Raw genomic sequence first — 14629 nt, 5'->3', positions numbered from 1 at the left:
ATTGTTAAAACATTTTTAATTTTAAACTCTGAAATAATCGAAAATCAATTTACAAATGGTCACTGCTACTACCACTAGAAACATTGTTCTAATAAATTTTACCTCTTTTTTAATGACAAGATTTGATCCAAAATATGCGCCTAAAATTTGACCAACTGCCATCAAAAGTCCAACAGCCCAAAGCATCTGTCCACCGGCTATAAAAATGCCAAGAGCAACGATATTGCTAGTAAAATTTAAGAGTTTCGTATGAGCTACAGCTTTTTTTAAATTTAGCCCAATTAATGCCACTATCGCAAATGTCCAAAAAGAGCCTGTTCCTGGACCAAAAAAACCATCATAAAAGCCAAGCATTAGTCCAAAAACTACATAAAATAGTTTTTCATTCATCTTTGCAGCTCTATCATTTTCGCCGACTTTTGGCATAAAAAGCGTATAGATAAAAATAGCAATCAGTAAAAATGGGATAATTATCTTTAAAAAATTTGTATTTAAAAATAGGATAACCACCGCTCCGATGATAGCTCCAATAAAAGTAAAGATGATACCTACAAAGCACTCTTTATAATTAATTAATCCCCGTTTTGTGAAATTTAAAGTCGCTGTAAAGCTACCAAAGACACCTTGAAGCTTATTTGTACCAAGTGCAAGGTGTGGTGGCACGCCCATCGCCATAATAGCTGGAAGCGTTATAAGCCCACCTCCACCAGCGATAGAATCAATAAAACCACCTAAAAACGCAGCTATAAAAAAAACGACATAACTAAGTAGATCAAAATCCATTTTTGCTCTTTTGATAATTGAAATAAAAGTAGATTGTAATTTATTTGTACTTATCTTTTTGTAAAATTTTTATATTTAAAATGAGAGATTTTTGAAATTTATAAATTTAAACGAGCCTTTAGATCTAGCTCAAAGACTCGTTTATTAAAGTGATTACTTAATAACGCCACAAAGCATTCTAGCACCGCCACCGCCAAGTGCTTTTGGATTGTCGCTGTGATTATCACCACCAACATGAACCATTAATGAGTGACCTTTTAGCTCGTCAAGACTTTTTATCTTTGGGGCTAGCACTGGATAGTTCGCATTGCCCTCAGCATCTACGTAAAGTGCTGGCAAATCGCCTTTGTGACCTTTATCATCCCAGGCAAAAGAGTGCATTTTTGTACCAGCTGGATCCCAGTGGCCGCCTGCTTTCATACCAAGGCCTTTTTCAGTCGCACCACAGTCAGCATTTTCATGGATGTGAAAGCCGTGTAGTCCTGCAGTAAGTCCTTTTAAATTTGGAAAAAATGCAACGCCATAGTTTGTCTTAACAGCTACTACTTCGCCGACACTCTTATCGCCCTTCTCGCTTAACTCATTAACAGGTATAACTAGATGCTCTCCAGCTTTCGCATCAAAGTGATGACCTTCGTGAGCAAAAAGCAAAGTTCCTAAAACTGCACTTAGTAAAACGATTTTTTTCATACAAGCTCCTTGTGGATAAAATTGTATGGCAAGTCTACCCTAAATTTAAAAATTTAGCAATAATTTTTATTGATTAAGATTTTTTACGATAGTTTCTAACTCTTTACTCTGCCCTATTCTATAAAGTGCAAAGTCGTATTTTATTGGGTCTAACTCGTCAAATTCTCTAAGTTTTTTTGTAAGATCCATGACTGCTTTGAAATCGTAGCTTTTTCTATTTATAAGTCCTAAATTTAAAGAAACTCTATGTGTATGCACATCAAGCGGTATCAAAAGTCTATTTTTTGGCAAATTTTTAAATAGTCCAAGGTCAATATCGCTATCTCTAACCATCCAGCGAAGATACATGTTATAGCGTTTATATGGGCTTTGTGGCTCCCTATCAAAACTCTTACCAAAGAAAAACTCATATCCGTCAGAGCGGTAAGAATTTAGCTTATATATAAATTTAATAAGCTCATTTACGCCATCTATCATTTCGCCATTTTTTGCAAGACCTTGGCGTAAAATTTCCTCTATCTCGCCCTCTTTTTTAAGGCGTGAGATAGTGATAAAAATTTCTCTCACATCATTTTCATTTTGAAAGCGGTATTTAAAATTTGATAAATTTTTCTTGATATTTTGCTCACTCTCATCAAGCAAACCAAAATTAAGCGAATTTAGAAATTTCACTATCATTTTTGCATTACCATAAGCAAATAACGCACAAATGAGCGCTATGTTTGGCTCTTTAAATTTAGTGGCTACCTGAAGTGGATCTGGGGCTTCAAACAGCCCCAGATTTGTATTTTTACTAAGTACGTGTGAGTCTAAAAGGCTCTTTAGCTCGTTCATTGTTTTAGCGAAAGAAGCGTATCTAGCATTTGATCAACGGTTGTGATGATCTTTGCCGCCGCGCCATAACTTGCTTGAAAGCGGATTAAATTTGTAAGCTCTTCGTTCGTATCTACGCCACTTGTTGATTGAAATTCCTCTTCAGCTGTCTTTTGCAAAGATGTATTTGTATCGTGGATAGTATTATTTGCCTCTGTATCACTCGCCATGTCAGTCGTAAGATAACGGTAATATCCCTCTATCGTCTCATCTCTATCAAGCGCTATGCCACTTGAGTAAAAGGTCTGCTTTTGATACTGAAGCTGGATCATTTTATTTGCAACTTCATTATTTCCGATAACTGGCTTTGAGTAGGCACGAAGCTTTGTGTGGTCTTGGGTAAAATTTTGATTTATTCCGATACTATTTGAGTCAGTACCTGAAAAAAATCTATTTATGCCAACAGCGCCTGGAAAATTTGTACCGTGATCGACTATCGATATGCTATAAAGCCCTTGAGCTTGTTTTGGAATGAGAGAAAATGTACCTTTTTGAGTATTTTTATCATAAAAATATGACGCCTCAAAAAAGTCATCAACGTCATTTAGCATATTATTGTCTTTATTGTCATCTGAGTTTGAGTTAAAGTCTTTGACGATAGAGTTGCCATATCTTGTATCATTCATCGTCGTCGTGCCATTTACATTTATAGTTTTTCTGGCCACGACATTGCCTTTGTTATCATAAACAATAGCTTCAAAACTTCCGTTTCTTATACTATTATCATGATTCATCAACGTTTTATCGCCTTCTAAATAACTTATCGGATCTGAGTTAGAAATTTCAACTGCGGATTCGGCATAGATATTATTTGTACTTGTTATCAAGGTTTTACTAAATGTATTTAAATTATCAATGTATTTTTGGATCGTTCCGTCGCTAAATTTATCATTATCTGGCTCGTAGTTTCGACCCCTAAGATCAAGTGCAGCTCCGATTTTACCGCCTGTAATCTTTTCCTCCATTGGGATTCTTCTGCCATCTTCTCTTTCATAATAAATTTTTGTATATCGTCCACTTTCAGTTGAACTCATAGAAATTTCATGAAAATTTACACCATCAACGATACTTACACCGCCGATATTTAGATTGTAGTATTTTCCTTGATCTGTTATTCCTGTATCTACCCTAGAATTGCTCTTTAGATCGCTTTTATAAACTGCTGTATTTACCAGCTTTGACATCGCAAGCTCAAGCTCATCACGTTTATCACGAAGATCATTTGCATTTATTTTTATACCAGCGTCCGCACCTGATTCTATTCTTTGGATTTGCTTATTAATATTTGCTATTTGTCTGCCTAGCGAATTTATCTCATTTATATTTATTTTTATTGTTTCATCAATCTTTTCATGCATATCATAAAGCATCTTTGATGAGCGGTTGATACTTGCGGTCAATACACTTGCTTTATTTATCAAATTTACTTTCTGAGCACCTGCATTAGGGTTTGAAGCAAAGTTATTCCATGCGGAAAAATACTCCTGAATATCTTTCACCATTCCATTATCTTTTAGATCAGGAAAATATTTTGTAGCTTCTTGCAAAATCCTTTGTTTATAGGCTGTATTTTCTAAATTTGACGATGAGTATTTTAGTCTTGAGTAGGCAAACTCATCATGAAGCCTTGTTATAGTATCTACTTGCGTGCCTGTACCAACTCCGCCAGGTACTGTATTCATCGCTGGAGATGCGGATTGGACAACACGCTGCCTTGTATAGTAGTTGCTATCAGCGTTTGCGATATTATTTCCGGTTGTACTTATTTGAAGCTGGGCCGCATTTAGTCCTGAAACACCCGTGCCTAATGACATAAAAATATTAGCCATTTTTTAAACCCTTGATTTATAAAAATTATTATCTATGCTATTTCCATCTTGGCCGTATTCACTTGTTTTAGTTCCAAAAATTTTTTCATTAAGTGAGTCAAAAAATTCTTTAACAGCAACAACATGTCTTGCATATTCTTTATTAACTTTATGTAAATTTTCAAGCTTTGAACGCATAAGTACAAGCTTTGACTTCACTTCATCGTCTAAAACACTAGCAAGTGTAGTCGTACCGCTCTCTTTTGATACCTTTAAAAGCTCTTTATCTAGTGCTCTTTTTGTATCTTCAAATGCACGAACTAAGGCATTTTTTTTCTTTACACTCTCATCAACGCTTGAATGCTTAGCCTCTTTTATATTTGCGATATCTTGTATGGTTAAATTTATAAGCTCATCAAGCTCGCCTATAGCCTCGTCCAAAAGCTTTTTTATCATTTAAATTCCTTAATTACAGCAACGCATCAGCCACAGCCCTAGCCGTTTTTGAGATATCAACCTGATAAGTGCCATTTGCTATGGCATCAGCTATCTCTTTTAGCTTTGTGTTTTCGTTTGTTCTTACTTCTTTACTCTGAGTTTCGACCTTGGCATCGCTATTTTTATTTAGCGCATTTGCCTGAAAATTTGGTCTTTGGTTCAAAGGCCTTATCATATTCATACCTCTTAAAATAAAATGTTTATATCACTACATCGGCAGAATATAAATTTACTTAAGAGTCTCTCTTTAAAAAATCGTACAAAAGTTCTGAAAAACCAAGATTTCCACTCAATGCTTTACTCATAGCATCATTATACATAGACCTGTAAATATCGCTGCCAGCGGCTTTTGGATAGAGTGAGTTCTTATCATCTTCTTTTAAAGCAATATCAAGAACAGCTTTTACCATAAATGCTTCAAAAGCGTCAGTTTGCTCTTTTAAAAGTGCATCTTGTTTGGCATTTGCATTTTTTATCTTGTTTGCCGAAATTTCATTATATGAATTTAGCGCTAAGGTGTTATCTATTTGCATTATATTATCTCCAAATCAACTTGTATCGCACCAACTCGCTTTAAATTTTCAAGTATCGATATGATATCGCTTGGTGTTGCTCCAAGCTTATTTAAAGCTCTTGTTACATTTGCAACGGTTGTTTTTTCGCCTGAAATTTTAAGTAAATTTTGACTAGGTGCGACAGATGTATCGCTTCCTATATTTACATCATTTTGTGCTGCTTCATCGTAGCTATTTGGCTCTATTTTTATTGTGATTGCACCATGCGTTAAGACAACTGGGCTAACTACGGCATTTATGCCACTTACTATCGTGCCAGTTCTCTCATCAACCACTATCTTCTCATCTGGCTTATACTCCACATCAAGATCAAGCACAGCACTTGCAAGCTCGATAATACTAACATCATCTGGCTTTTTAACGATAACCGTTCTTGGATCGATCGCCTTTGCGGCATCATCAGAGATATTTGCATTTATAGCATTTTGGATATCAAGAGCAGTTTTAAAATTTGTATCTTTTAGGCTTAGTCTTATGCTATCTTGATTGTAAATGTCATAAGTTACTTCTCGCTCAACCAAAGCTCCATTTAGGATAGAGCCAACGGTTGGGTGGTTGCCACCTGATCTACCCATGCTTTTTCCGCCGATGCTTAAAGCACCCTGAGCCAAAGCGTAAATATCACCATCAACGCCTTTTAGTGGTGTCATGAGAAGAGTACCACCTTGCAAACTTTTTGCATCGCCAATAGATGAGATCACGACATCAAGCTTATCGCCATGCCTTGCAAATGCAGGAAGCTTAGCTGTTACCATAACAGCAGCTGCGTTTTTTGACTTGATATCATCTGGATTTATCTTTACGTTTACACCTTGAAGCATGTTTGATAAAGACTGGATCGTAAATTTTGACGTTGAGCCATCACCTGTGCCGTTTAGTCCGACAACTAGGCCGTAACCTATTAGCTGATTATCTCTTACGCCAACTATGCTTGCAAGCTCTTTTATCTGCGTAGCAAAGGCTGAAGTAGCTATCACTGAAGCTGCTACAAAAGATAAAAATTTTTTCATATTTTTTCCTAAAAATTTAGCTATTTTAGGTTTTAAAGCAAAAGATGTTCCAAATTTTTATAAATTATTGGAAGTAAGAGAGCGAAGTAGCTCCAAATTTTTTAAATTTTACAAGCTTATATGTAGAAATTTCATCGCTAAATTTAAAGTCACTGTTGTGCTCAAAAACTATCATGTAAATTTTTTCTTTTTTTAGCTGTGAGATTAAATTTACAAGCTTTTCGTAGATATCATCAAAGCCGGCTCTTATGTCAAATGGCGGATCAAGATAGAGCAAAACCTTGCCATTTTGCGAATTTACAAGATCTGGCAAAAGCGCAAAACTATCGCCATTTATCGCTTTTAAATTTGGACTTTGCAGGCTTGCAAGGTTGCTTTGCGTGATCTTAAAAGCAGCCCTATCTTTTTCGATAGCGATAGCCTCACGTGCTCCGTTGCTAACGGCCTCGCTTGCCATCACGCCACTTCCACCAAAACCCTCTATAAATGTAAGTGAGTAAATTTCATCTCTAATGACGTTAAAAAAGGACTCTTTTACGATACTTTTTGTACTTCTTGTTGTGCTTAGGCTTGGCAGTTCAAGCCTTTTACCTTTAAATTTACCACTTGAGATTTTAGTGTAAAGCTTCACTGATTTGCCCTTAGAATTTCAAGAAGATCGGCTTTAAATTTATCTATCAAAAGTGAAATTTTATCTTCTAAGCCCTTTTCATTTTTAGCTTCATTTAGCTCATTTGCTTTTGAAATTTGCATAGCTGAGTAAAATTCTTCAAGCGTATCAAGAAGTGCCATTTTGGTAAAAGGATGAGAAAGATGAGCATTTTTACCTATTATAAATAGTGGTTTTTTTGTCGCAATCTCGCGGTCACTCACTACAAAATCACAATCCTTATGATGAGCAGCTAAATTTCCACAAAAAAGCAGTAGTGTCTTTTGAAGTAAAATACACTCGCACTCAAATGAAATTTTCATATCTCTTCCTATAAATTTTTGCTCGATTTTAGCCTAAATAATCAAAAATTTATATAAACACTAAAGGATTTTAAAATTTTACCGATGTAGAAACTAACGTAAGTTTTAAGGAGTAAAACTATGGAAATCTTTAAGGCAGCAGCAAATCAGGTACTAGATACGAGCATGAGCACATCCGCTCAACGTCAAATAGATAGCAGACCTATCGAGCATTCTGATGTTAAATTAAGTGCTGATAAAAACAATGAAACAAAAGACATTAACGAGCTAGACGGACTTAGCAACGAAGAGCTTGCCAAAAGAACAAGAGAGGTCACTGACAGACTAAACTATCAAATGCAGCAGCTCGATACTAATGTAAGATTTGCTTACAATGAGAAGCTAAATTTAATGGTCGTACAAGTAAAAGATGCTAAAACTGGCGAAGAGATAACACAACTTCCAAGCAAAGAAGCTATAAGAATAAGCGAGTATTTCAAGGAAAGTATCGGAATACTTTTTGACAAGGAGAGTTAAAAATGGCAGTAGGTAACGTAACAAATTTAGGAATCGGTACAAAAAATAGCGGACTAAATGACGATCTTATCAAAAAGCTAAAAGAAGCAGATGAGGCAGGACAGATCAAGCCTTTAACAAAAAGGCTAGAGAGAAACGACCTAAAACAAAAAGACCTTGCAGCTCTAAAAACTCTAGTTAGCAACGTAAATGTAAGTGGCAAAACACTTGGCGGAGAGGCACTTTATCTAAAAAGAACTACAAATAATGCTGGCAAAAGCGTAACAGCCTCAGCAGCAAATGGCGTTAGCGTTCAAAATTTTAGTATAGATGTGCAAAAACTTGCTCAAAAAGATACATTTCAAAGCTCAAATTTCAAAAACGCTTCAAGCTTAGTAGGTGCAACAAATAACGGCTCTTTTGATGTTGAGATCGATGGACAAAAATTTTCTATTAGCGTAACTAGATCAACCACGTATCAGGATATTGTAGACAAGATAAATGATATCAGTGGCGGTAAATTACAAGCTAGAATTTTAAACGTTGGCGGAGATAAATCAAATCAAATCATGCTTCAATCAGGCAACACTGGTGCAACACAGACTATTAAATTTTCAAATGATACGGCTGGTGTTTTAGATAAGCTTGGCTGGGATAGTACGCAGTTTCAAGATAAAGATGCAAATGGCACTCTACTAACAAATCCTGATGGCACACCAAAGATGACATCAAATTTTGAAAAAAATAGAATTTTAAAGGCACAAGATGCGGAATTTACATATAACGGAGTAAATGTAAAAAGAAGCAAAAATACCTTCAACGACTTAAGACCGGGAATTTCTATTACATTAAACGAAACCGGCAAAACAAACGTAAGCGTCTCTCAGGATACAAAAGAGGTAATAAAAGCGGTTGAAGAATTTATCAAAGACTACAACCTAATGACTATGAACCTTGGCATAGCTACAAAATATGACGAGGAAAAGGGAGCTGGCACTTTCCAAGGCGTTAGCGAAATTTCAAGCTTAAGATCAAACATTGGTCGTCTTGTAAATGGACAAGATAGCGAAGGCAAAGCATTAAGTAAATATGGCATAGTACCTGATAAAGACGGTCAGCTTCAGCTTGATCTAAATAAATTTAACGCAGCTCTTAGCAAAGATCCTGAAGAGATTCAGAAATTTTTCATGGGATCAAGTAAGATCGAGCCAATAAGCTATATGGGAACATCGACCGTTAGTGCTGGAGCACTAGACATAAAAGCTGGCGATCTTACGATAAACGGCAAGTCAGTTACATTTTCAACTACTGCTACTGCCACAGCCGAAGAAAATGCACTAAAACTTCAACAAGCTATAAACGATGCTGGCATCAACGGAGTGACAGCTAGCCTTGATCAAAGCGGCAAAAGGATCATTTTAAAAAGAAGTGATGGTGAAAATATCGAAGTAAAAGGTAAAGCTCCAGCTCTAACAGCTCTAGGTATGAATGAAGCTACTGTAAATTCAGTAACTAAAAAAACAGATGGGCTATTTACAAAGCTAGCTAAAATGCTTGATGGTGTCGTTGGCAAAAGTGGTACGATGGTTGCTATGCAAAATCAGTTAAAAGATGAAAATGAGTCGATCACAAAAAACAAAGAGAGCACACAAAAGCTTTTAGATGAAAAATATACAACAATGCAAGAGCGCTTTATCAAGTATAACGCTATCATCGCAAGCTTAGAAAATCAGTTCTCGACACTAAAATCAATGATCGATGCAGAGATAAATAGCAGAAAATAAGAGATAAAGATGAATCAAAGTGCATATAGTGCATACGCACAGTCTAGTTTTGGGGGCATTGAGTCCCCAACTAAATTAATAGAAATGCTTTATGACGGAATTTTAAAATTTATATTTCGTACCAAAAAGGCGATAGAAGCTGGAGATATAGAGAAAAAAGTTTATTATATTAATAGAACAAACGCTATTTTTGTTGAGCTTTTAAATTCGCTTGATTATTCTCAGGGTGATGTAGCTCACTATCTTAGCGGCCTTTATACAAGACAGATGCAGCTTCTTGCTATGGCAAATATTCAAAACGATGTCGCAGCTTTAAATGAAGTAACCAATGTTGTAAAGCAATTATCAGAAGCATGGAGAGAGGTAACATCAGGTGAATAGTTGGATCAATGAATTTAAATTAGCATTGATAAACGAAGACACGAGCAAGATAGCTGCTTTATCACAAAATTTTAGTGAGGATATGTTTACGACCCTAGCTTCAGCACAAGAAGCACAAGCACTAATTGGCGGCGCAATAGAGCTTTTAAAAAGCAAGTCTTCGCACATCCAAAATGAGCTTATAAAACTACAAAAAGCTCAAAAATACGTAACAAACTAATCAATTTTTATAAATTTAAAGGCACGGCGTTAAGCCGAGTTCTGTCTTGAGCGATCATTTATCTACGCTTGCTTTTACAAACAAGCTCTAGCGAAGGGTTTTAATATAAGACCAAAACCATCCCTTCTTGCTGCAGGTTGGGTTTATATGGCCACGCAAGTTACCAAGCGTGCCGGTGGGCTCTTACTCCGCCGTTTCACCTTTACCGCCGAAGCGGAAGTCTGCTTTCTGTTACACTATCCCTTAGGTTTCCCTAGCCATCCGTTAGATGGAACCTTGTCTTATCGCAGCTCGGACTTTCCTCTTTTGCAAAAACAAAAGCGATCGCTTACCGTGCCAGAGCGAAATTATAGCGGCTTTGGCTTAAATTTCTAGTTTTTTAAAACTTTAAACTTTATATTCTTTTATTTAAAAGGTAAATTTGCAGGCAGATAGAATGCTTTGAGTAAATATTTAGCGCAAAGAACGTATAAAATTTTATCTCAAAGCGCAATAAATTCAGCATTATTTATAGGTCGTAAATCGTATAAGTTCCCAAATTTCTCCATTATCTCGTGCGTGGCCTGCGTAAAAGGCTCGCAGCCAAAGTGCGGCACGACGCAAAAATCAACCAAATTTAACCCTGTAAAATCGCTCGTTTTCGCGCTATTTTCATCCATTAGCGTAGCATATCTCGTATCTGGTGCAGCCACGATCGCTCCCGCCGACTCGCCGACGTAAATTTTACCTGCTTTGACAGCGTCTTTTATGGCTTGCCAGGCGCGCGATTTTCGCAGCTCGTTAAGCAAATAAAACGTATTTCCGCCGCTAACGTAAATGATATCGCACTGACTAATGGTAGATAAAATTTCATCTTCACAAGATGGCTCATCTTGGCTAGATACTAGCGCTGCCGAATCCTTGGCGCAAGAGACGTCAAGGCGTCTTAGCTTCGCACCAAAATTTTCTAAAATTTCCACCGCTTCATCTACGTAAAAATTCACCTCTTCAAATTTTGCTGCCGTATCGATAAAAACAATATCTTTGCCTTGAAATTTTACCACTTCATTAATCTTACTTGCAACCTCCGCGAAATAAGAGCAAAGAAAAATATTCGCCATTTTTAATCCTTTTAAAATATAAATTTGTAAACCCATTATATCCAAACGAGCCTAGAAACGCTTGTATTTCACGTCGCTCGCGTCTTGCTCCACGGGTAAAATTTAGTGATGTTAAGATATGGGTCTTAGTGAACAAATTTGAGCTTAAAACGACAAGGCAAAATTTTTGCACCGTTTTGCTCACAGCTTTTAAAAAGCGTTAGGCGAGGCGGATTTTGATTTACAAAAATTTAAACTTGAAAGTTAAGGTGAAGTCTTGCGAGATGGTTTTAAGTGTTTTCTGTGTCACTATGCTCGTAGCTAAACAAAAGAAGTAAATTTCGTCCAAAAATAAGGAATACAGCCTATCGCAGAGCAAAATTTATACTCTGCTTGCACTTGCGAGCATAGATGCAAAAATCATTTAAAAGCGCTCGCAAGGCGAGCCACCGCCCTACTCAAAGATATTTTTGTGCAAGATTTCTTCTAACACCACCGTCGCGTAGCTGCCTTTTTGCAGCGTAAAATTTATCGTAAAGTGCGCTTTTTCCTCGTTGTATTTATAGCTTGCATCCTCCAAATAGCACCACGCAAAGCGCCTAGATCCCGTCATTTTAGCTTTGTATTCATTTGCCTGCGTGAAAATTTGATCCTCGACCATTCTCGCCACACCCTGAGCCTCATACGCCTTCGCGCCCACGATCAGCCCGCAGCTAGTGATATCCCTAGCGTCAAAGCGCGCGCCCTCCGCGTCCAAATCCTCGCACAAAAAGCACTTGCCGTGCGGGTAGTGCCCTAAAACTTCGCCCTCTATCAGCTTAAAAAATCTCTTTTGTGATTTTAGATTTTTCAAATTTTCGCCACCCAGATACGGGTAAATTTGAGCTAGCTCGCCTAGGCTAAAATCCTGCGCAAACCTAGAAATTTCCACGCGTTTGCTAAGCCAGCGGTTAAAAAGATCGCTTTGATATGCCGAGATCAAAAAGTCGTTTAGCTTTGGATTTTTGCTCTTTTTACCGTTTACGGTGCCTGATTTTAGTAGCTCCATCCCGCTTTGCGCGTTGTCGCCGTATTTACCGAAACGCTGATAACCAAAATAGTTTGCATAGCCCATTTTATCGATACTAACAAATGCTTGCTCTAGCTTTTTGGCATTACTTGGTAGTACCTTTTTTAAGCGGATGAAAAAGCTATTTCCTTTTAGATGTCCGATACGAAGCTTATTTTTATGCACATTAAGGCTTAAAATTTTCATCTTTTCGTGGCTAAAGTTTGCAAGTGCGCTCTCAAATTTACGCGACATTGAGATAAATTGTGTCGTCATACCCTGCTTGTCCTTTAGTCCAGCATAGCCAAAGTCGCGCATTTTAGCCCCTGTAACTTCACTAAGAACATGCAAAGCGTCGCTTGTCGTCATATCTTTTTTAGAAATTTCAACGATCAAGTGCTCGCCGTCACCGCTAAACTCATAAAGTGGTATCTCGCGTACAACAAAATCATCTGAATTTTTAGAAAAATAGGCCTCGATAGGCGCATGAGTGAGTGCATAAAGTGGCTTAAAAGTGGTGGCTTCTTGCATTTTGTCTTAACCTTTTGTGTGAAATTTTTGCAAAGACGTTAATCTTTGTCCGTGTTTTTGCGGCGATCCTTTTGATAGCGTTTAAATTTTTAGGACTAAAAGTAAATAAAATTTCATACTCCTCGCCGCTACTAAGCTCAAATTTACTTAGCTTTTTTGTAAATTTAGCACCCTTTTTGCTAGCCTTTAAAAGCTTAGCAAGATCGATATTTAGCCCATCTGAGATATCCATAGCGGAGTTTATAAGATGAGCTGCTTTGTAGAAAAATTTATCTCTTAAAATAGGCTTTTTAAATCGTGAGTTTTTTGAAATTTTAGCCAGCCTTAGAAGCGAATTTAGCCCCTTTTTGCTACCTCCAAGCTCACCAGTAAAAGCTACCAGATCGCCGTATTTTGCATTTTTCCTAAGCACGGCTTTGCCATTTAGCTCGCCAATTACACTAACGCTTATATTTAAAATTTTGCTACTTATCGTGTCGCCACCGATTATCTTTACACCAAACTCATCACAAGCTCTGTTTATGCCGCCACTTAGCTCTTTGATTTGCTGCGGCGAAAAATTCTTTGGCAAGCTAAGTCCAAGAAGCGCAAATTTTGGTCTAGCATTCATCACGATCGTATCTGAAAAATTTACGATCATCGCCTTGTAGCCAATCTCTTCAATGCTTAGCCAGCCATGTCTAAAGTGCGAGTTTTCAGCAAAGATGTCTTTGCTAAAGACCTGCTTGCCAAGCACGGCCGCATCATCGCCAATATAAGCGTTACCAAAGCATTCAATCGTGAAATTTTCTTTATCCATCGGGCCATTATAATGAAACTCCTTTTAATTTTAGGATAAAATAAGCCAAAAAAAGGAGTCAAATGCAAAAAATAGAAATTTTTAGATTTAATGTAAACAAGGATATTTTGTCGTATTTTAAACCATATTTTTTAGAAATTTTAGATTACGCAAACCTTGACGAGCTATTTTTGCATGTTAAAAAAATTGATCCCTATTTTCAGCTAACAACTGGCTTTGTGAAAGTAAATGATGTCGTAGTGAGCACTGCTGAACCATTGGTAAATTTATATGAAAAATTTGCAGGCGAGCTTGTGATTTCGCCACTTGATGAAAGACGAGCGGTTTTAGATCTTGAGATAAATGATGACGACTTTTGGGAGAAATTTAAGCCATTTGATAAATTTTGTGATCAAGCAGACAAAGAATTTTATGCGAGCTTAAAGTCATATTTTTATGCTGATTTTGTGAGAGAATACGAGCCAAATTTTATAGGTGCAGCTGCTATCATACTAGCTCATCATCTTTATAAAAAAGAAAAAAATGATGAGATCGTAAGGCTTATCAACAATGAAAATGGTATTTTGATAGCTTGCAAGATTGATGATTTTATCTTTGGCGGAAGCGAAATTTATACCGAAGCGATTAGGTTTTTTAAAGAAATTTTAGGGATAAAAGAGGATGAAACCTCAAAAAACGAGCTTGAAAAGATAAAGAGCTTGGATAAATTTAAAGAGTTTAAAATAGCCGTAAGCGATAAAATCCCTGTAAATTTAGATAAATTTAGAGCGAATTTTATAAATCTAAACATCAAATTTCCTTGTGGGTTTGAACTTTTAAAAGTAAACGAAAAGCTTGCATTTGCATTTGCAAGTAAGACCATCTTTAATGCGTTTGATAGCGGGGCTGATTTTTTACTAGCTAGCAATGAGGCTGAGTTTTATATGTTTGACACGCTTTCAAAAAAGCTTGAAAAATTTACAAACAGAAGCTTGCAGGATTTTTATATTTTAAGAGTTAGCGAACTGATAGAGCTTGAAAATGGCAAAATTCCAGCAAGCATAAAAGAGCATACGCTAAAAGTAAATCTAGTCTAAAACTAGA

The 14629-nt window shown here is 36.7% G+C and carries 18 protein-coding genes and 1 other RNA gene; 5 read left to right on the top strand and 14 right to left on the bottom strand.

Annotation, left to right across the window (positions count from 1 at the left end):
* Positions 1–21: 21 nt before the first annotated feature.
* The 10 genes from CVS95_RS08830 to CVS95_RS08785 form a co-directional block, all read right to left on the bottom strand.
* Complete coding sequence (locus CVS95_RS08830) at positions 22–783, bottom strand: TSUP family transporter (RefSeq protein WP_103579803.1); 762 nt, start codon at positions 781–783, stop codon at positions 22–24.
* Positions 784–936: 153 nt separating this feature from the next.
* Positions 937–1473 carry a superoxide dismutase family protein gene (locus tag CVS95_RS08825; RefSeq protein ID WP_021091394.1) on the bottom strand — a complete coding sequence of 179 codons (537 nt, stop codon included), beginning with the start codon at positions 1471–1473 and terminating at the stop codon, positions 937–939.
* A gap of 66 nt (positions 1474–1539) precedes the next feature.
* Positions 1540–2307 carry a TIGR02757 family protein gene (locus tag CVS95_RS08820; RefSeq protein ID WP_107696346.1) on the bottom strand — a complete coding sequence of 256 codons (768 nt, stop codon included), beginning with the start codon at positions 2305–2307 and terminating at the stop codon, positions 1540–1542.
* Positions 2304–4175: a flagellar hook-associated protein FlgK gene (gene flgK / locus CVS95_RS08815; RefSeq protein ID WP_103600858.1), complete on the bottom strand. Its 1872-nt coding sequence runs from the start codon at positions 4173–4175 to the stop codon at positions 2304–2306. Before flgK ends, CVS95_RS08820 begins: the two co-directional genes overlap by 4 nt.
* Before the next feature lie 3 nt (positions 4176–4178).
* Positions 4179–4610 carry a flagellar export chaperone FlgN gene (gene flgN, locus CVS95_RS08810; RefSeq protein WP_072594306.1) on the bottom strand — a complete coding sequence of 144 codons (432 nt, stop codon included), beginning with the start codon at positions 4608–4610 and terminating at the stop codon, positions 4179–4181.
* Between the two features lie 13 nt (positions 4611–4623).
* Positions 4624–4827 (bottom strand): flagellar biosynthesis anti-sigma factor FlgM, encoded by a 204-nt coding sequence (locus tag CVS95_RS08805; RefSeq protein WP_188116655.1) that lies wholly within the window; start codon positions 4825–4827, stop codon positions 4624–4626.
* Between the two features lie 58 nt (positions 4828–4885).
* Positions 4886–5185 (bottom strand): rod-binding protein, encoded by a 300-nt coding sequence (locus CVS95_RS08800; protein ID WP_107696345.1) that lies wholly within the window; start codon positions 5183–5185, stop codon positions 4886–4888.
* Positions 5185–6237 (bottom strand): flagellar basal body P-ring protein FlgI, encoded by a 1053-nt coding sequence (locus tag CVS95_RS08795; protein ID WP_021091361.1) that lies wholly within the window; start codon positions 6235–6237, stop codon positions 5185–5187. Before CVS95_RS08795 ends, CVS95_RS08800 begins: the two co-directional genes overlap by 1 nt.
* A gap of 64 nt (positions 6238–6301) precedes the next feature.
* Complete coding sequence (rsmD, locus tag CVS95_RS08790) at positions 6302–6868, bottom strand: 16S rRNA (guanine(966)-N(2))-methyltransferase RsmD (protein ID WP_107696344.1); 567 nt, start codon at positions 6866–6868, stop codon at positions 6302–6304.
* Entirely contained in the window at positions 6865–7209 is a 345-nt protein-coding gene (locus tag CVS95_RS08785; protein WP_107696343.1) for an ornithine carbamoyltransferase, read from the bottom strand. The genes rsmD and CVS95_RS08785 overlap by 4 nt, the downstream gene beginning before the upstream one ends.
* Positions 7210–7329: 120 nt before the next feature.
* Here CVS95_RS08785 and CVS95_RS08780 point away from each other — a divergent pair, with 120 nt between their 5' ends.
* From CVS95_RS08780 to CVS95_RS08765, 4 genes are read left to right on the top strand one after another with little or no spacing between them, the layout of a single operon-like run.
* Positions 7330–7725 carry a FlaG family protein gene (locus tag CVS95_RS08780; RefSeq protein WP_072594311.1) on the top strand — a complete coding sequence of 132 codons (396 nt, stop codon included), beginning with the start codon at positions 7330–7332 and terminating at the stop codon, positions 7723–7725.
* Between the two features lie 2 nt (positions 7726–7727).
* Positions 7728–9488: a flagellar filament capping protein FliD gene (fliD, locus tag CVS95_RS08775; protein WP_107696342.1), complete on the top strand. Its 1761-nt coding sequence runs from the start codon at positions 7728–7730 to the stop codon at positions 9486–9488.
* A 9-nt stretch (positions 9489–9497) separates the two neighbouring features.
* Positions 9498–9869: a flagellar export chaperone FliS gene (gene fliS / locus CVS95_RS08770; protein ID WP_072594313.1), complete on the top strand. Its 372-nt coding sequence runs from the start codon at positions 9498–9500 to the stop codon at positions 9867–9869.
* On the top strand, positions 9862–10089 hold the full coding sequence (locus tag CVS95_RS08765) for a hypothetical protein (protein WP_107696341.1): 228 nt from the start codon (positions 9862–9864) through the stop codon (positions 10087–10089). The genes fliS and CVS95_RS08765 overlap by 8 nt, the downstream gene beginning before the upstream one ends.
* Positions 10090–10103: 14 nt before the next feature.
* On the opposite strand, the gene rnpB is transcribed toward CVS95_RS08765, so the two are convergent.
* The 4 genes from rnpB to CVS95_RS08745 all read right to left on the bottom strand — a co-directional run bounded on the left by rnpB (position 10104) and on the right by CVS95_RS08745 (position 13546).
* An RNA gene (rnpB, locus tag CVS95_RS08760) (RNase P RNA component class A) lies at positions 10104–10429 on the bottom strand.
* A 142-nt stretch (positions 10430–10571) separates the two neighbouring features.
* Positions 10572–11189, bottom strand: coding sequence for a Type 1 glutamine amidotransferase-like domain-containing protein (locus CVS95_RS08755; protein WP_159071268.1), 618 nt, complete (start codon positions 11187–11189; stop codon positions 10572–10574).
* 433 nt (positions 11190–11622) lie between these two features.
* On the bottom strand, positions 11623–12747 hold the full coding sequence (truD, locus tag CVS95_RS08750; RefSeq protein ID WP_107696339.1) for a tRNA pseudouridine(13) synthase TruD: 1125 nt from the start codon (positions 12745–12747) through the stop codon (positions 11623–11625).
* The gene (locus CVS95_RS08745; protein ID WP_107696338.1) at positions 12725–13546 is read right to left on the bottom strand and encodes a thiamine-phosphate kinase; all 822 of its coding nucleotides are present in this window, start codon (positions 13544–13546) and stop codon (positions 12725–12727) included. The genes truD and CVS95_RS08745 overlap by 23 nt, the downstream gene beginning before the upstream one ends.
* Before the next feature lie 62 nt (positions 13547–13608).
* On the opposite strand from CVS95_RS08745, the gene CVS95_RS08740 reads away from it, so the two are divergent.
* Positions 13609–14622, top strand: coding sequence for a hypothetical protein (locus tag CVS95_RS08740; RefSeq protein WP_107696337.1), 1014 nt, complete (start codon positions 13609–13611; stop codon positions 14620–14622).
* Positions 14623–14629 lie beyond the last annotated feature (7 nt).

This window comes from Campylobacter concisus (genome assembly GCF_003048905.1).
In the GTDB taxonomy this organism is placed as follows: Bacteria; Campylobacterota; Campylobacteria; order Campylobacterales; family Campylobacteraceae; genus Campylobacter_A; species Campylobacter_A concisus_V.
The sequence above is the reverse complement of the archived record's forward strand: the minus strand, read 5'-3'. Positions and strand labels throughout refer to the sequence as shown.